The 16,338-nt window shown below is 53.3% G+C and carries 13 protein-coding genes and 4 pseudogenes; 14 read left to right on the top strand and 3 right to left on the bottom strand.

The window, feature by feature from the left end:
• Positions 1–122 precede the first annotated feature (122 nt).
• The 3 genes and pseudogenes from E2583_RS09060 to E2583_RS09050 all read left to right on the top strand — a co-directional run.
• A complete protein-coding gene (locus E2583_RS09060) occupies positions 123–1,178 on the top strand; it encodes a dienelactone hydrolase family protein (protein ID WP_291595015.1) in 1,056 nt (351 codons plus the stop codon).
• Between the two features lie 153 nt (positions 1,179–1,331).
• Entirely contained in the window at positions 1,332–1,661 is a 330-nt protein-coding gene (locus E2583_RS09055; protein ID WP_291595014.1) for a hypothetical protein, read from the top strand.
• 59 nt (positions 1,662–1,720) lie between these two features.
• Positions 1,721–2,217 (top strand): annotated as a pseudogene (locus E2583_RS09050) (IS5 family transposase); the annotation flags it as partial.
• Here the strand turns inward: E2583_RS09050 and E2583_RS09045 are convergent.
• The gene (locus E2583_RS09045; protein WP_291595013.1) at positions 2,162–2,692 is read right to left on the bottom strand and encodes a heavy metal-responsive transcriptional regulator; all 531 of its coding nucleotides are present in this window, start codon (positions 2,690–2,692) and stop codon (positions 2,162–2,164) included. The pseudogene E2583_RS09050 and the gene E2583_RS09045 sit on opposite strands and share 56 nt — an antisense overlap.
• A gap of 92 nt (positions 2,693–2,784) precedes the next feature.
• On the opposite strand from E2583_RS09045, the gene E2583_RS09040 reads away from it, so the two are divergent.
• The 5 genes from E2583_RS09040 (at position 2,785) to E2583_RS09020 (ending at position 9,509) form a co-directional block, all read left to right on the top strand.
• A complete protein-coding gene (locus E2583_RS09040) occupies positions 2,785–3,702 on the top strand; it encodes an MBL fold metallo-hydrolase (protein ID WP_291595012.1) in 918 nt (305 codons plus the stop codon).
• 732 nt (positions 3,703–4,434) lie between these two features.
• On the top strand, positions 4,435–5,592 hold the full coding sequence (locus tag E2583_RS09035) for a hypothetical protein (RefSeq protein ID WP_291595010.1): 1,158 nt from the start codon (positions 4,435–4,437) through the stop codon (positions 5,590–5,592).
• A complete protein-coding gene (locus E2583_RS09030; protein ID WP_291595008.1) occupies positions 5,592–7,847 on the top strand; it encodes a ThiF family adenylyltransferase in 2,256 nt (751 codons plus the stop codon). The genes E2583_RS09035 and E2583_RS09030 overlap by 1 nt, the downstream gene beginning before the upstream one ends.
• Positions 7,848–7,956: 109 nt before the next feature.
• Positions 7,957–8,808: a hypothetical protein gene (locus tag E2583_RS09025; protein ID WP_291595007.1), complete on the top strand. Its 852-nt coding sequence runs from the start codon at positions 7,957–7,959 to the stop codon at positions 8,806–8,808.
• A gap of 5 nt (positions 8,809–8,813) precedes the next feature.
• Positions 8,814–9,509 carry a hypothetical protein gene (locus E2583_RS09020; protein WP_291595005.1) on the top strand — a complete coding sequence of 232 codons (696 nt, stop codon included), beginning with the start codon at positions 8,814–8,816 and terminating at the stop codon, positions 9,507–9,509.
• 96 nt (positions 9,510–9,605) lie between these two features.
• Here the strand turns inward: E2583_RS09020 and E2583_RS09015 are convergent.
• Positions 9,606–9,885 (bottom strand): annotated as a pseudogene (locus tag E2583_RS09015) (DUF2274 domain-containing protein).
• Between the two features lie 580 nt (positions 9,886–10,465).
• Here E2583_RS09015 and E2583_RS09010 point away from each other — a divergent pair.
• The 3 genes and pseudogenes from E2583_RS09010 to E2583_RS09000 all read left to right on the top strand — a co-directional run.
• Positions 10,466–11,656, top strand: a complete 1,191-nt coding sequence (locus E2583_RS09010; RefSeq protein WP_291595003.1) for a site-specific integrase — start codon at positions 10,466–10,468, stop codon at positions 11,654–11,656.
• Positions 11,657–11,805: 149 nt separating this feature from the next.
• Positions 11,806–12,096: a nucleotidyltransferase family protein gene (locus tag E2583_RS09005; RefSeq protein ID WP_291595001.1), complete on the top strand. Its 291-nt coding sequence runs from the start codon at positions 11,806–11,808 to the stop codon at positions 12,094–12,096.
• Positions 12,097–12,128: 32 nt separating this feature from the next.
• A pseudogene (locus E2583_RS09000) lies at positions 12,129–12,374 on the top strand (DUF86 domain-containing protein); the annotation flags it as partial.
• A gap of 291 nt (positions 12,375–12,665) precedes the next feature.
• Here the strand turns inward: E2583_RS09000 and E2583_RS08995 are convergent.
• On the bottom strand, positions 12,666–13,532 hold the full coding sequence (locus E2583_RS08995) for a hypothetical protein (protein WP_291595000.1): 867 nt from the start codon (positions 13,530–13,532) through the stop codon (positions 12,666–12,668).
• A 218-nt stretch (positions 13,533–13,750) separates the two neighbouring features.
• Here E2583_RS08995 and E2583_RS08990 point away from each other — a divergent pair, with 218 nt between their 5' ends.
• The 3 genes and pseudogenes from E2583_RS08990 to E2583_RS08980 form a co-directional block, all read left to right on the top strand.
• A complete protein-coding gene (locus tag E2583_RS08990; RefSeq protein WP_291594998.1) occupies positions 13,751–14,032 on the top strand; it encodes an AlpA family transcriptional regulator in 282 nt (93 codons plus the stop codon).
• Positions 14,033–14,306: 274 nt separating this feature from the next.
• A complete protein-coding gene (locus E2583_RS08985; protein ID WP_291594996.1) occupies positions 14,307–15,656 on the top strand; it encodes a hypothetical protein in 1,350 nt (449 codons plus the stop codon).
• Positions 15,657–15,939: 283 nt separating this feature from the next.
• Positions 15,940–16,316: pseudogene (locus E2583_RS08980) on the top strand (transposase); the annotation flags it as partial.
• Between the last annotated feature and the right edge of the window lie 22 nt (positions 16,317–16,338).

The following is a 16,338-nucleotide window of genomic DNA, read 5'->3' as shown; positions in this document are numbered from 1 at the left end:
ACTCACGCCCACAGCCTATGCCCAGAGGCTGATGCAAAAGCAGTTAAATTAACCTCGGACTCCAAAGCCTTGTGCTACTGAAAACGGGGGGACGTCGCTGCCAAGAACCGGGGGCAGTTGCAATGAACAACTGGCTCCGACCAAAAGACTTGGCCAGGAAATGCGTTCAGGCCCTGCTGGCTTCAGTTCTTGGCATAGGAGTTGCCAGTAGCTATGCGGCTCCCTTGGATGATCTCAGCGGAGGTCAAACCGGCCGCATCGAGTTCAACTCCAAGACGCCAGACCATCGCTGGGCATTGGTTCGTGGCCGGCTGGGAAGCGATACCACCATCTTTGGTGATCTGCTGATGCCTGCCAATGCGCAGGGCAAAGTTCCGGCAGTAGTGTTTTCGCACGGCAGCGAAGGTGTCAGCAGTCTGTACTTTGATGTGTGGGCCAAAGCACTGAACGCGACTGGCTACGCCGTCTTTGTGGTGGACAGCTTCAAGCCGCGCAACGAAGAGCGGGTTACGGGAGCTTCCAAGCAGCTGACTTGGAACACCACGGCCAATATCGCGGATGCGCTGTATGCCCTCAAGCTGCTGGCGACACATCCGCAGATTGATAGCCAGCGCATCTATCACATGGGTTGGTCACGTGGCGGGCAAGCCGTTCTGGATGCGGCATGGCCGACCTACCAGCAGCACGTTGTTCCTGTCGCTGTGAAGTGGGCCGGCAGTATTGCAGTCTACCCCGGTTGCAATATGCGCTACCGCGTCGATCAGCACAGCAAACTGCCGTCGCCGCTGCTGATGTTGCTGGGTGAGAAAGACGATATGACATTGCCCAAGCCATGCATGGAGTTGGTCGATGAACTGGCGGTCAACGGCAATCCGGTCACGTACAAGGTCTACGTGGGCGCTACGCATGTTTTCGACCGACTCAACCAGAAATGGGCGCAGTACAGGGAAGGCAACTACAACAAATGCTCAATGGACGTACGTATGCCCTACGGCGCCAACGATCGTTCTTGGGGGCCGGCACATGACAAGTATTCCGGCAAGACCTTCACCGACGTGAATGAATGGAACGGCTTTCTCAAGACATGCCAGCAAGCCTCGTTCATCAACATTGAGAGCAACGACAAGGCCAGGGATCAAGCCATCAAAGATGTTCTTGGATTCCTGTCTGCAAAATAGAAATACCGATGCAGCCTTGGACTTAAGAGTATTGGATGAAGAAAGGTGCCAGCTATTCAGCAATGACGGCAGTTAGAACTACGGGGGGATTACCGTACGAGATGTGTCTTCTCTGCAGCTAAAGTCTGCATCCTGAACACTGAAAGTGAATTCATGACAAAAGAAGCCAGTGCATTGCATCTTGTCGAAAGACCGCCGTACGAGAACCGGAAACTGATGGATCAAACGCTAAAGAAGTGGGAGACAGGCTATTGGCGAGTTGGTAATCGCACGGCGAAGCAACTGATAGGAAGAAAAATCTATCTGTACGACGGGCAAAAAGCCAACTGCTCCATAGGTGGAGAGATTCTTGCTTGGATCCCGCGGTTAGATAAGGGGGCTAACCGAAAAATTTTTCTTTTCCGAGAGATCAAGGCCTTGAGAGGAGTGCCCGCACCTCAAGCCGGATGGGGTAACGAGAAATGTATTAGCTGGAAGAACTAAGAGCCGCTAACGCCACTTCCCTTTGAGATCAGCCAGAAGCATTTATGCTTCTGGCCCTCATGGCGAGACAACCCGTTAGCACAGAACTGTGGCGACAACTGCAGTCCCTAATCCCAGCCTTCACGCCTTCCGTCAAAGGTGGCGCACGCAAGCTCACCGTGAGCGATGAAGCAGCGCTCAATGGCATTCTGTTTGTGCTGCAAACAGGCATCCCATGGGAAGATCTCCCCCAGGCCCTGGGTTACGGCAGCGGTATGACCTGCTGGCGGCGCCTGCGTGACTGGAATGCCAATGGCGTCTGGCAGCGTTTGCACCGAGCCATGCTGGTGCGTCTGCGCGAGCATGACCAGATTGATTGGAGCCGAGCCAGCATAGATGGCTCCTCGGTGCCAAGCCCCCGGGGGGCCAGGAAACGGGCCCCAACCCGACGGACAGGGGCAAGCTTGGCAGCTAACGCCATCCCGTCACGGATGGCCAAGACATCCCGATGATGTTCTGCGTCACCGGGGACAATCGTCACGACTCGGTGGTGTTCGACGAGTTGGTTGATGCCCTATCTGGGCTGACTTTCGGAGCGCATCACGTTGCTCGCTTGACTTGGCAAATGCGCGTCGCACCACTGCCGTGCCCGCACCGCTGCCGCTGTCGGGGGCCGTCGCTTGCGTGGTGGACACTGGCTTCGAGGGTGCGCATCGCAGCGCATCAAAGGTTGCTTGGAGCTCCTTTTTCAACGTCCTGAGCTGCGCCATGTGTGCGTCGATCTGCGCCATCTTTGCTTCGAGTTGCTGCTCGATCTCTCCGCGACCAAACGCGCCCTGCGCCATCTGCGGCAAGATGACTTTTATTTCTGCCAATGAGAATCCCAGCGCTTGCGCGCCCCGTACAAACCGCACCAGACCAACGTGGGGTTCGCCGTAAGAACGATAGCCGTTGGGCTGGCGTGGCGGCGCACTGATGAGCCCTTGTTTCTCGTAGTAGCGAACGGTGTCGGTGGAAACACCGGCCGCCTTGGCGACTTGGCTGACATTCATGGTGGTGTGTGCGGAAGGCATGACGACAAAGCCTTGACATTGGAGCATAGACCAAACTTTACGCTTGGCTCCTTTTCGCTCAGGACACGAAAATGTTTCGCCACTGTACATACCTCTGCACACTCCTTCTGTCGGCTTTGGTGACCCACGCGTCGCTTGCCCAAACAACGAACCCGAAGCCTGACGCGGCTCCCGATGTGGGCTTTGCGATCGTCAAGACGTCGCAGGTCGCGGTTCCACAGGCGCTGCTGGTGCCGGGCGGCAGCATCACCAAGCAGGTGAACTCCAATTTCTCGGCTTTCCTTGTCAAACACCACAACGACTACCTGCTGTTTGACACCGGCATGGGCAGCCAGATCGACAGTCAATACCAGCAAGGCATGCCGATCTGGTGGCGGCTGTTCTTCAAGTACGACAAGCCGGTTGTCACAGCGCGAACGCAACTGGACAACGCGGGTATCCCTCCTTTGCAACGGGTGATCCTGAGCCACAGCCACTGGGACCACGCGGGCGGTGCACAAGACTTCCCCGAGGCGCGGGTTGGCGTTGCCGCTGCGGAGCTTGAGCTGGTGCGCTCCCCCAGTACGGGCCCCGGAGGAACATGGCAGTCGCAAACCAGTGCGGCAACCATTCAATGGGAGCCTTTGGTGTTTCAGTCGATACCGTTCAAGGGCTATCCTGAAAGTCTCGATGTCTTCAAGGATGGCAAGGTGGTACTGGTGCCGATGCCTAGCCACACCCCCGGGTCTGTGGGACTCTTTGTCACGGTAGATTCAGGCAAGCAGTATTTCTTCATTGGAGATGTGGCCTGGACAGTGGCGGCGTTGCAGCAAGGTAAGCCCAAGTTCTGGGTCGCGGGCAAACTGGTGGACAGCAACCCGCAGCAAACGCAGAGCAGTATTGAAAAGGTGCGTGCGCTGATGCAATCTGAACCCGACTTGGTCGTGGTTCCGGCACACGACAGCACGGTGCAAGACTCATTGGGCTACTTCCCGGCGTGGGTGCGATGAGCTGATCCTTTTTGTACTGGATGGCTTAGATGTGAACGAGGTGATGCTCCGACTGTTGCTGCTTCAGGCTGGTTAGAGTCATCCAAGTTTGACATCTCAATGACTGCTGAGGCCGATAGCGGACGTTCATCTCGGATATTGCTACACGTTCGGGAGATATCCCAAACTGCTGCATGTGCTTGGTTGCTGCGAACTTAAGTCTGGTATGGCCGCATAGCTTTACTTCTCGGAACGCAGGAATTCAGGGGAATTACCCACCAGAGACTGGCCAAGCAATTGCTGCCCAAACAAAGACGAGGGCGTCAGTGGACCAGTGTCGTCAAAAAGCTTTCAGCTCATTACCCGACCAAGCAGCTTCGATTCGTTAAGCGAACAGCATTACGCCAGCGGTAGCGTTTTTTCTGGATTGTGCCCGTAACCCATATCGGCACAAATTCAGTTCGGCTCCGCGCTACATCATGTCTTGGCTATCTCGTCACAAGCTGCGTTAGATCGCGCTACATGCCACAAGCGATAGTTGCTGGCTACGTCCCCGAGCAGCTAACAAATAGCTGAATGCGTCTGAAAGAACCACGCTCTAGACACCTGTTGTTTTGCACAGTAATATTGTCGAAAACAACTATATGTAGCGTGTTGATCAAATTAGAAACACTACATATAGTGCCTGGCAGCACTCGAAGTGGTTGAGTGCTAATTTGGCATATCGACCACTGAACCCAAAGAGGATCAATCGTGGCAGAAAAGCATCAAGTCATCTTCTATCCTGTCGGAAACGGCGACACGACGCAGATCGTCCTGTCCAACGGGCGTCGTATCCTGTTTGACTTCTGCCATCGAGGAGCTAAGGCGGAGGAGCCGAGCACGCCTGAAATTGATCTCAAGGCGACTCTGAGGGCCCACCTGAAGAAGGCCGACCGCGACTATTTTGATGTCGTCGCCTTCACCCATGCGGACTTGGACCACATTCAGGGCAGCACCGAGTTTTTCGAGTTGCAGCACGCCAAGAAGTACCACGGCGAAGGCCGAATCAAGATTCGCGAACTCTGGGTGCCTGCCGCAATGCTGTTGGAGCAGGCCGACAACGACCATCAGATGGAAGAGTTCGTCCTGCTCCGGCAAGAGGCACGGCATCGGCTGCTGGAAGGCAAGGACATCCTGGTGTTCTCGAAGCCCCAAGCACTGGCCGACTGGCTCGAACCCATCCTGAAAGAGCGTGGCGAGTCAGCCTCTGCACGCGATCATCTGTTCATCGACGCCGGCACGATCGTGCCCGGTTTCTCACTTGAAGCGGACCAGGTGGAGTTCTTCTGCCACTCGCCCTTCATCAAGCACTGCGACGAAGGCGACATCATCCGCAACGAGGCTTCGCTGGTTTTCAACGTGCGCTTTCGCGCCGATGGTGCCCACTACGACTACCTCGAAGTTGGCGATGCAACCTGGGAGAGCATGGAAGACATCGTCAAGACGACGCAGTACCACAAGAACGAAGACAGGCTGGCATGGGATCTGTACAACATCCCGCACCATTGCAGCTACCTCGCGCTGAGCGATGAAAAGGGTGACAGAGAAACCGAGCCCAAACCGCTGATCAAAGACCTTCTGCGTATGGGCAAGCCGGACGCGTATATCGTCAGCTGCAGCAAGCCGGTCCCGGACGCGAGGGACTCGTATACCCAGACTCAGCCGCCGCACATCCAGGCACGCAAAGCCTATGAGCGGTATTTGAAGGAAGTTGGTGGCCGCAAGTTCCTCGTCACGATGGAAGAACCGAACGCCAACAAGCCGGAACCCATCACGTTCGAAATCACGAGCGGCGGAGTCAGCTGGATTCGCTCCGCATCCATCGGGGCGCCAGCCGTCATCCTGTCTTCACCTCCGCGGGCAGGTTGATGGCCGGCGAGTACCACGAACTGGTCAATGTCGTCGAGATCGCGGACGCGTCGGCGCTGACGATTCCGCGCGCCCAGCTGCTCCATGATGCTGTCGCGCGACAGCGCGATTTCACGATCGTGCAGCTCTTGCAGTACGGCAAGGACGAAACGCCGAAGCTCGAGTGCATCGTCGTCGATGTCGAGTGCGACGGCGTTCCACCAAAGAACAGTGTCGGCATTCAATACCGGGAACGTCTGGCGCTGTGTGTGTCGGACGATCCCAAGCTGCTCGTCGAGGTGCTGGCGCTGCGCAAGGACTTTCCGGTCCTGATGCACCAGAACCAGGGCGTTCCGGGCGCTGCCGCCAGCCTCTGCCTGTACTTCGAGCCGGTAGCGGCCGTAATGCGTACTTGGACGCCGCAGAGCTTTCTGCGCCGAATCCAATGGTGGCTCGAAAAAAGCGCGCGGCGCGAACTGCACCCGGCAGACCAGCCGGTCGAGCACCTGTTCTTCGCAAGCCAATACGAATTGGTCCTTCCATGGAACCTGCCGGCACTGCGCAAGAGTGCCGAGCACCGCTTTGTTATCGCGCGAGGCCCCGAGCGCCCCGGTGGGGGCTTCACATGTTTCCTGGAAGCAATCCCCAAGGATGCCGCCGTCAAGGCCGGCACGACGGCTCCCATCGAGTTGGTGCTGCCCCCGATCGTGCATGGGTTTGTGGAGCGCGATCCCGCGACCTTGGGGCAATTGGCCGACATCCTCTCCAGGCGTGGCATCGAACTGTTGCCCATCCTGCGAGCAACGCTGCAAGCGCGCGTGGGCGACAAGGGGGTCGCGGCATCAGCCGACGACAAATCCACAGTCGTCTTGCTCCACATCCCCCTATGCCGCGCCGAAGGCGAAAAGCCCGTCGGCATGACACATCGCGCGTTTGTGCTGCTGAAGGGTGGGCTGGAGCTCGGTGTTGCCACCGGCGCGTTGTTCTTCCATGAAAAGAAGTACTTCAGCGCAGCCGGGCTGATGGGTGAGCAGCAGGCCACCGAGTGGGGCGCGCAGCCCCTGCTGCCGATGGCCGTATTGCGCCGGAATGATGCTGCTGCGGCAAGGAAGCAGTCGGGCATCTCCGACGAAGGCCCCGTCGGCGTGCTGATCGGTGCGGGCTCGCTCGGCAGCGCAATACTCAACCTGTGGGGGCGCGCCGGCTGGGGGCGCTGGACCGTCATCGACAAGGACCACATCAAGCCACACAACTTATCGCGGCATACAGCCTACTCGCAGCACATTGGGTGCCCCAAGGCCTCCGTCGTTGCGGACTTGCACTCGGCGACGATGGATGGTGCCACCGAGGTCACTCCACTGGATGCGGATGCCAGTGACTTCAGCCTTGGGGCAGTTGCCGATGCACTATCAAATGCAAAACTGGTGGTCGATGCTTCAACGACCTTGGAATACCCCCGAGTCGTCAGCGCTGTCGATCACTTCGCCAGGCACTTTTCTGCATTCGTCACGCCGACCGGCAACGCAGCAGTGCTGCTCGCGGAGGACGCCCAGCGGCACATTCGCCTGCGGACCCTCGAAGCGCAGTATTACCGGGCCTTGATTCAAGAGGATTGGGGAAGGAATCACCTCGCGGGAAATGCCAGCTCGTTCTGGAGCGGTGCTAGTTGCCGGGACATTTCGATGGTTCTGCCCTACTCGCGGATCATGGGGCAGGCTAGCACTCTGGCCGAGCAGATCCCAGCGGCAGTTGCGCAAGACGGCGCGATGATCCGGATATGGCAGCGTGATCCAATTCGCGGCGCGGTGGAGGTCCACGATGTGCCCGTGGCCACCGAACGCCGCATGCAACTTGGCGAGTTCGCTCTGTTCATTGACGCGGGTGTGGAACAGCAGCTTCGGGACATGCGCACGAAGGGCTTTCCCAACGAAACCGGCGGCGTGCTGCTCGGCTACTACGACTTCAACATCAGCGCCGTCGTTGTAGTCGCAGGCCTGCCGCCTCCCCCGGACAGCAAGTCCAGCCCCAGCTCCTTCGAGCGCGGCGTTGCTGGCCTGGCGGAGGCGGTCGCCGAGGCCTCCCGTCGCTCCGCCGGCGTCGTCGGCTACATCGGCGAATGGCACAGCCATCCACCGGGACACTCCGCCTCGCCCAGCCGAGACGACCTTGTGCAACTCGTTCACCTGGCCCTGGGCATGGCAGACGATGGCCTCCCTGCCGTTCAGTTGATCGTCGGGGAACACGACCTGCAAGTCTTGCAGGGTGCGGTGAAGTGATGCGGGGTGCGTGGATGTTCGCCAGATCGGCCATGCTAGGACACGGTGCTTGGGCTGACTCCAGGAATTCCGTGCGTGATGCGCGAGAAAGAACGGCATGCCAGGGCAAATGATCCTGCAGATTTGGGATGTGCAGCACGGCGCGTGCGCCATGCTCACCCATGAATCCGACAACTGTGTGCAGGGCCGGCTCGCGATGATCGATTCCGGAGACAACGGGTTGACGGGCTGGAAGCCGAGCACCTACATCAGGAACCACCTGCAGCGCAGCGTGCTGGACTACCTGTTCATCACGAACGCCGACATGGACCACATGAGCGATCTGGACAATCTGTGGAGCGAAGGCATCACCGTCTCCACGTTCTACCGGAACCGCTCCGTTTCCCCAGGAGATTTGCGGATCATCAAGGAAGCGGGTGGCGAGCTGACCGATGACATCGAACGGTACCTCACCCTCCATACCGACTACGTGCATCCCGTCAGCGCTCCTTTCGATCAGCACATGGGCGGCATCACAGCGTCCACCTTCTGGAACCCCTACCCTCGCTTCTATGACACGAACAACCTGAGCCTGGTCGTGTTCTTCAAGTTTGGGCCATTCAAGATCCTGTTCCCTGGCGACCTGGAGGAAGACGGATGGCTCGCGCTGCTGGATCAGCAGGCGTTTCGCGAGGAATTGGCCAACACAACGGTGTTGGTCGCCTCCCACCACGGCCGGACGAACGGCTATTGCCAACGGATCTTTGACTACTTCACGCCGCAGGTGGTGGTGGTCTCCGACAAGTCGATCATCCACTCAACCCAGAAGCCACACTATCAGTACACTGCGTCGGACTCTGGCGTGCTGGTGTCCAACACCAACAGGCGCAGGCGCTGCCTGACAACGCGCAAGGACGGATCGATTCTGTTCAAGGTACGGGATGACGGCCACTACACAATCACCACGGAGTACGACGGATGAGGGACATGAAAGACTACAGCAGCAAGACCCTCAAAGGCCGAAACCTGGCGTGGTTGGTCGCCACGCTTGTCCTGGACGTTCTTGTGCTCCTAGTCATCGCGTTCAATACCGCGATCGACGAGCTGACGCCGACGAAAGTCGCGGTCATTCGAGCTAGCTTGACGACATTGCTGCCTATCCCGGCGCTGATTCTTTCCTCACTCATTTCCTCTGATCACAAAGCCATCTTGGTGTTCTGGCGCCGCCAGCACCCGTTGCCGGGCGCTCGAGCCTTTTCCGTACATGCACCTGCAGACCCTCGGATCGACCTGGACAAACTGAAGAAAAATGTGGGCGAGTTCCCGAGTGTGGAGAGAGAGCAGAATTCGAAATGGTACGGCCTGTACAAGCAAGTTGACTCCGATCCTTCGGTCGTGGACAGCCACAAGAATTACCTGCTGTTCCGAGACATCGCGGCGATGTCGCTGCTGCTCGTTCCGGTACTCCCGTTGGTCATGTATCTCAGCGGCGTCGACTCAACACGCATGCTGGTGTCCGCAGCGTGGTTTCTCGGGCAGTATTTGATTGCGGGATTTGCCGCAAGAACCACGGGCATCCGCTTCGTGCAGAACGTCCTGGCCGTGCATGCCAGCCGAAAAGTGGCTGGCTCAAGACCTGCAACGCGCAAGCCAGCATCGGCGCAGGCCCCTGTAAACAATTGAAGTCACAGATGCTGCTCAACTATCCGTATCCCGATGTTGCGCGGCAGTGCCGAGTGTTTGCGTAAAAAAATTTCGTTTCAATATATCCCGCAGTACTCAATTCGGATTCGACTTCTTAGTATTGCCATGCAACGCTCTAAACCCTTGGCCGCGCGCCATGAACGCCGTGAGCATATGCGGAATCAGCACTAAGACGTGTGGCTTCGCCATAGGTTTGCGCGTGCAACGTGGCATAGCGATCGAGGTCAGCTTTCTTGCTGGTTGAGCACGCGAAGGTCAATTGCACACTGGTGCGAGATGGCAATGGGCCAAGCCGCAATTTCTGGTCGAAGTCATTGGATAGCGCCCTTACTCCTAGTAAAGAACAGCGGCTGATACGGCCGCAACAGCAGATCACAGTTGATGATGATCCGCACTGGCAGACCCGGCCACTCAGTCATGAACATTGAGGGAGTACATACAGGCATCCCACCAACGACTGCTTAGCGTTAGGGACCAGCCGAGCACATGGGAAGCCGGAGAGACAGCAATCGCTGCACAGCAGACACATGCTTAGTAGGCATGATCGAAATAAGAGGTGGTCTTCTCGGCTGCGGTGTTGGAAGACCACTATCCAGTGGCCGCTGATGTAAGCCGCTGTATGCGCGCAGCACTGTCCAGATTTGTCCATTCCAATCTCAAATCTAATGGTAGAAAGGATGGTGGATAAAAATAAAAAAGCGCCGTAAAGGCGCTTGTTTATTGACTATCTGGCGGAGGCTGTGACAGTCGAACTGATGTTTCATTTCACATCATAAAACATCAAAATTCAGAGTTTTTGTAATAAAAACAATGAGTTATGATTTTGGTTGTCTCAGCTTGACTCATTGTGCATCGCACAATATTCTGTTTTTTCCGTATACTATTCCGTATAACGATAGCAAAATGAGCCTCCAGTTTCCGTCGAACTTAAACGTATGGTCAAAGCGAATAAATTGACGCAGTTGCAAGCCAGCCGAATCAAGGAAGCTGGCATGCATGGCGATGGTGCCGGGCTGTGGCTGAAGGTCACGGAAGGTGGCTCCAAATCCTGGATCTTGCGCTACACGATGGCCGGGCGAGAGCGTTGGACGGGGCTTGGGCCATACCCTGATGTTTCGCTGGCCGAAGCACGGGACAAAGCCATGGCATGGCGCAAGCAGGTGCGTGAAGGCGTTGATCCGATGAAGGTCAAGCAGGAGGCCATGGCGACCGCACGAGCAGAGCAAGCTAAAAAGGTCACGTTCGCCTGGTGTGCAGCGCAGTACATCGAGTCGCATCGTGCTGGTTGGAAAAATGCCAAGCATGCAGAGCAGTGGGTTAGTACCCTGGCCATGTACGCCGAACCTGTGATGGGTAACATGGACGTGGCCCTGGTGGAGACCGAACATGTGGTGCGCGTGCTTGAGCCTATTTGGAACAGTAAGCCTGAAACGGCTTCTCGTTTGCGAGGGCGCATTGAATCCATCCTTGGCTGGGCCAGTGCCCGCCGCCTGCGCAGTGGAGACAACCCAGCGCGTTGGAAAGGGCACCTTGACTCGCTGTTTCCTGCCCGCACCAAGGTCTCTCGGACGCGCCACTTCGCGGCACTTCCGTGGAAGGACATGCGACCGTTCATGACTTCGCTGGAGGCGCAGGCCGGTGTTGGTGCATTGGCGTTGCGCTTCACCATCCTCACTGCTGCTCGATCCGGTGAGGTGCGAGGCATGGTATGGGACGAAGTTGACTTGTCAGCCCGTCTGTGGGTTGTTCCTGCTGAACGCATGAAGGCGGGGCGCGAACACCGGATTCCATTGTCAGATGCTGCCGTGGCCTTGCTGCGTCAGCAGGAACAAGCGCTCTTGGCTGGTACGAACGTCGTTTTCCCCAGCGTGCGGGACCATAAGCCTCTTTCGGATATGACGCTCACGGCGGTACTTCGCCGGATGCAGCGCAATGATTTGACGGTGCACGGCTTTCGCTCGACCTTCCGTGACTGGGCTGCCGAAGCGACGGACTACCCGCAGGAAATGGCTGAGATGGCGCTGGCACACGTGGTCAGCAACAAGGTGGAGGCTGCTTACCGGCGAGGCGACATGCTGGAGAAGCGCCGTGAGATGATGCAGAAGTGGGCCGAGTTCATTCTTTGACTCGCGTGAGCATTCCCCGGAAGAACTGCTGCTGAATGGGGTAGCCACCGCCGCAGCTTCATTCTTTAGCGCTAAGGTTTGGTAGTGCTCGCCAGCCGTTTCGTCCCTGTGGCGCATTGCGCATAATTGAGTAGAGTAAGGAGCTTCCCATGCGACCATCACAAGCACTTGAAATTAGGCGTAGCGATGTACGCGCAGCAGTGGGCCGTTATCGCACTGAAAACCCGCGTGTATTTGGCTCCGTCGTGCATAGAACCGATCAAGAAGGCAGCGACTTGGATTTGATCGTTGATGCTCTTCCGGGTGCCACGCTCTTTGATCTGGGGGGCTTGCAGGATGAACTGGAGAGCATCCTTGGTATTCAGGTCGATTTGCTGACCTCCTACGATTTACCCGCCAAATTCCGCGATCAAGTCCTTTTGGAGGCCCGGCCTGTATGAATATGAACGGGTTGCCTGATTAAATTGATCATATGCAGCAGGCGGCTGCAGATGCATGTGGCTTTGTTGTGGGCATGACCCGAGACGAATTTGAGGCAGACAAGAAGACGCAGCAAGCGGTCATCATGAGCCTCGTCATTCTTGGCGAAGCAGCCACCAAGGTCATGGGTGGCTATGGTGATTTTGCAGCAGCGAATCCTAATGTTCCTTGGAGAGCTATGCGCGGGATGCGCAATCGCATCGCCCATGGATATTTCGATATCAATCTAGATGTGGTCTGAGATACCGTAAAAACGGCATTGCCTGAATTACAGAAACAACTAATCGCAGTTAGAAAAATCCTGATTTATGATTTCTATTTGAGTAGAAAATAATTTTCAAGACTACTTTTCAGCAAAAAAGGGACACATTTTGTGTCCCTTTTTGTTTGTAAGTTATTTAAATCTCTCAGCCTGAAGGATAAGTTTATCGTCTGAAAATTCTTATAAATTGAAATCACTACAGCTGAAGAAAAGAGGTGTATTTTTGAGAATATAGCCATGAAATGATTGACGTAAGTGATTGTGAGATTAAATTTCATGTATCGCTTTTAATGGTGTTAAAGGTTTTTTTCTAAGTTTGATGATTTGAATCTGAGCAGAAGATAGATTGCATTTTTTCCGAGTCACGTTAACTAATTTAGATGAGGCTTGGCAATATGATTTGTAAGTGATGTCTAAAGAGTATTTTTCAACTAATATATTGTATAGATCTTCTCTTTTTCCATAAAATAAATGTTTACCTTTATCGTGTCCATGATATGGAAGAAGATTTTTTATTTGCATATTCGAGGCTGCATTTTTCATCATTTCTTTTAATTTGATGAGAGCCGGTTTTCCAATATTGCAATATGTGTCTTTGGCTTTTTTTGTCTTTTTTGCGACTGTTCCTTTAATTTCTTCAAGGTGCCACTCGGAAGTTTTTAAAATTTGAGGAATCCTCTTATAACCTGTCTGTACTAGGAAGAGATCAAAAGGGATATTTTCCGGTTTGCCTTTGCTTATTTTTGGTGAATAAATCAATTGTAGGTTTTTACCCTCGTCATTACGCCACTTTGAGTAATGCTCTACAACACTATCAATATTGATTTGGTATTGGTTGTGAAGAATCAATGCGATTCTCATCCAAAAAATAATAGGCAAACTCATTTCTGATGAAATGTGCGCTATGGTATTGGATAGCACTCCTACGATTCTTTCAGCCGATTCTGCTAGACAAGTATCGACTTCGTCAGGTGGCTGATAAAAATTTTCAGTAACTCTATTTTTTTTGATCTCATGAAGAATATGCTTTCTAAGCTGTTCGTCATGGATGGGTATTTCAGTTTTAATGACGATTAATCGAATGAATTCTTCAAGTGACCAGTGATGAATATCATGCTGAAAGATTTTTGTCATGGTTTTATTGGATGAATATTTTTATCTTGTTGAGCTATGAAGATCGGTACCTAACACTGTGCCTAACAGATGGCCTAACACATACCTAACTATCGTACCTCACACCTAACAGTTCAGCAAAGCAAGCACCTGCCTTGCCTGCAAATTTTCTAAATCTGTAAAGCCTGGTAGCTGGGCGACTGCATCCTGCATGTCGTCCGTAGCACTAGGAGCTTGCTATGGCATATCGCCAAAAACCTATCCTTGCTACAGGCGCTGACTGCGCAGCTGCCTCAACCAAGCTTGCCCGTCCACGCCTTGATCCTTTGCTGGACTTCGATCAGCTTCCCAATTCCGCCCATGTCCGCATAGATGTGGTGCAAGGGCTGTATGCGTGCTCACGCGCAACCATTTGGCGTCACGTTAAAGCCGGTCATATCCCTGCCCCTGTGAAGATCTCAACGCGCATAACTGCTTGGCAGGTTGGCTCGTTGCGTAAGCACCTGATGGAGATGAAATGACGCTTATTGATTGCCTGACTTTTGCATGTGAATAGCTGTAAAAGTCAGGTGTATTTGCATGGCATAAAAAGGAAATTTATGCCTGTTAAATAATCTGAAATTTGACGATCGATTAGATTTTTTTGTTGAAAAGCAGCTTGCAAATTCATTATTTGAGCTTAGAGATAACTAAATGTAGGCATTACCTAGCAAGGTGCTTATCAAGGTAGTAATGAAGTAACTATCGTATAGCTGTAAACCAACATTAAGAAATCAATTTATGGAGTGAAAAGAAATGTGTGATTCACCTGGGATAATGTATTTTCTTAAAAAGCCAATGCCTTACAAAAAGGCTGAAAAGTTCTTTAAGTGTAATTTTTGGCCATCATTCTCTGGGGATGGAGTTACGGGAGGGCGAATGATTACTTTAATGTCGCGCGTCACGGAAGCTAAGTTCGAGGTTACACCTTGCTTAGATAAAGCTAAGGAAAACTTAATTGGATTTTTTGTGAGTATCAATATTCCTGCGTGCGTTATCGGTAATAACGCATTTCTGCATATTTTGGTGTATGAATCTGCAAAGATTGCCATGACTTTTTTGAAGGACTATTTGAAAAATATTGGAGTTCATGAGAAATATATTGAACTCATAAAGTTAAGGAATGCTTTTATTAAAAGCTTGGATCTTACTTACTTGCTTAAATTCAATAGTGTTGAGGAAGCAGTGGCTATGCGTGATGAACTTGAGCTTCGTATAAATTCAATCTATCACTACCTGCCTACAACTAAAAGACCTCATGTTGGTGAAGATATAAGTAGGTCTGTTTACTTGGATGTTCGCAACCATCTATCTTTACTTGCATATATAAAATGGCAGGATAATCCTGGTAAAAAGAAGTATGGGCTATATGATGGTGCGGATTCTGTAGATCCTGAGGTTAAGAAGAAAATCTATAGTGTGAGTAAATATGGTTTGCGTATCGAGCTAAAAATCACAGAAGCTTATTTGAAGAAAAACCATTCAGATATGATGAACGTTATGGAGTGGAAAGATCCCAAAAAATCAGAAAAAGTAATCGCTGATGTCTTTCAAAAGTTACGTTCAATGTTACGTTTAGATGAGGATTTTCGTCACAACAAGCATCGTTCTTATGACTTTGCCAAGCTAGACGAGAATGTTCAAAAATTCTTGACTTCTTACTATGCTGGTAAGGAGAATTGCAAAAACGAAGAGGGTGATTCTTCTGAAAAATTGCCGACTCTCGATGAGATGACAAAAAACCAGCGTTATGAGCTGAAGAAGAAGATTTATGAGAAAACGCGGATTGATATCTCTATTCCATGGAAATATCACAAGCGACTGAAGGCGATGGATTGGCTCGTGCAGCCAAAGCCACCAGTGCTTTCAAAGAAGTATCGTGAGCTTTGGCCCTATGTTTTCAATCGCAGAAATATGCCAATGTTCTTGAAAAAGGTGAAAAATGCTGGTGCCGTCTGGGCGTACAAGCCGAACGTTGAATCCCAAACTTCAGATGTCTCTGACCTGATGGGCGATGAGCCCTGTGTCGAGGCTGTGGCTGCCAAGCCCTATCGAGGTATTGGCAGTTTGAAAATCCCAAACCTTGCAAACATGGCTGATGATTGAGCAGGAGTCTAAAAAATGAAGAGGGCGTGTGACTTATTGGTTGCACGCCCTTTTTTGTACCGTTGTCGTCACAGTCGCAGTCGAGATTTGGGCTGCTGCCGGTTTCGTCGACACCAGCCTAAGCTTCTCGAGCTTCCTCGAACGCTATCGGACTGATGTACCCAAGCGTCGAGTGCCGATGCGTCGGGTTGTAGAACCGCTCGATGTAGTCGAACCCATCTGGTAATCCCCCCGCAATTCCAGCGTGCTGAGAAGTAGAGACCCTCACAGGAGAATCTCTACCATGAAGAAATCACGTTTCACCGACAGCCAGATCATCGACGCGCTTAAGCGAGCAGAAGCCGGCCTGGTGGTCCCCGAACTCTGCCGTGAACTGGGCATTAGCTCGGCGACGTTCTACAAGTGGCGGGCCAAGTTCTGCGGCATGGATGCGTCGCTCATGGCACGCATGAAGGAGCTGGAGGAAGAGAACCGGCGCCTGCGCAAGATGTATGTCGAGGAGAAGCTCAAGGCTGAGATCGTCTCGGAGGCTCTCGCAAAAAAGTGGTGAAGCCATCTCGCGCCTGCGAGATGGCTCACAGAGCAGTGCAGCAACACGGCGTGTCGATTCGAGCCGCTTGCAAAGCATTCCAGATCAGTCAAGCCTGCTACCGCTACGAGGCTCGCCGAGGGTGTGCAGAAT

Origin of the sequence: Comamonas sp., assembly GCF_009360615.1 — a bacterium.
Lineage (GTDB): Bacteria > Pseudomonadota > Gammaproteobacteria > Burkholderiales > Burkholderiaceae_C > Comamonas.
This window is presented reverse-complemented; position numbering and strand designations above follow the sequence as displayed.

Excerpts from the sequence above, each read along its gene's own strand:
- E2583_RS09060 (WP_291595015.1), top strand. The coding sequence starts at position 123 with ATGAACAACTGGCTCCGACCAAAAGACTTGGCCAGGAAATGCGTTCAG.
- E2583_RS09055 (WP_291595014.1), top strand. The coding sequence starts at position 1,332 with ATGACAAAAGAAGCCAGTGCATTGCATCTTGTCGAAAGACCGCCGTAC.
- E2583_RS09045 (WP_291595013.1), bottom strand. The coding sequence starts at position 2,692 with ATGAATGTCAGCCAAGTCGCCAAGGCGGCCGGTGTTTCCACCGACACC.
- E2583_RS09040 (WP_291595012.1), top strand. The coding sequence starts at position 2,785 with ATGTTTCGCCACTGTACATACCTCTGCACACTCCTTCTGTCGGCTTTG.
- E2583_RS09030 (WP_291595008.1), top strand. The coding sequence starts at position 5,592 with ATGGCCGGCGAGTACCACGAACTGGTCAATGTCGTCGAGATCGCGGAC.
- E2583_RS09025 (WP_291595007.1), top strand. The coding sequence starts at position 7,957 with ATGATCCTGCAGATTTGGGATGTGCAGCACGGCGCGTGCGCCATGCTC.
- E2583_RS09020 (WP_291595005.1), top strand. The coding sequence starts at position 8,814 with ATGAAAGACTACAGCAGCAAGACCCTCAAAGGCCGAAACCTGGCGTGG.
- E2583_RS09010 (WP_291595003.1), top strand. The coding sequence starts at position 10,466 with ATGGTCAAAGCGAATAAATTGACGCAGTTGCAAGCCAGCCGAATCAAG.
- E2583_RS09005 (WP_291595001.1), top strand. The coding sequence starts at position 11,806 with ATGCGACCATCACAAGCACTTGAAATTAGGCGTAGCGATGTACGCGCA.
- E2583_RS08995 (WP_291595000.1), bottom strand. The coding sequence starts at position 13,532 with ATGACAAAAATCTTTCAGCATGATATTCATCACTGGTCACTTGAAGAA.
- E2583_RS08990 (WP_291594998.1), top strand. The coding sequence starts at position 13,751 with ATGGCATATCGCCAAAAACCTATCCTTGCTACAGGCGCTGACTGCGCA.
- E2583_RS08985 (WP_291594996.1), top strand. The coding sequence starts at position 14,307 with ATGTGTGATTCACCTGGGATAATGTATTTTCTTAAAAAGCCAATGCCT.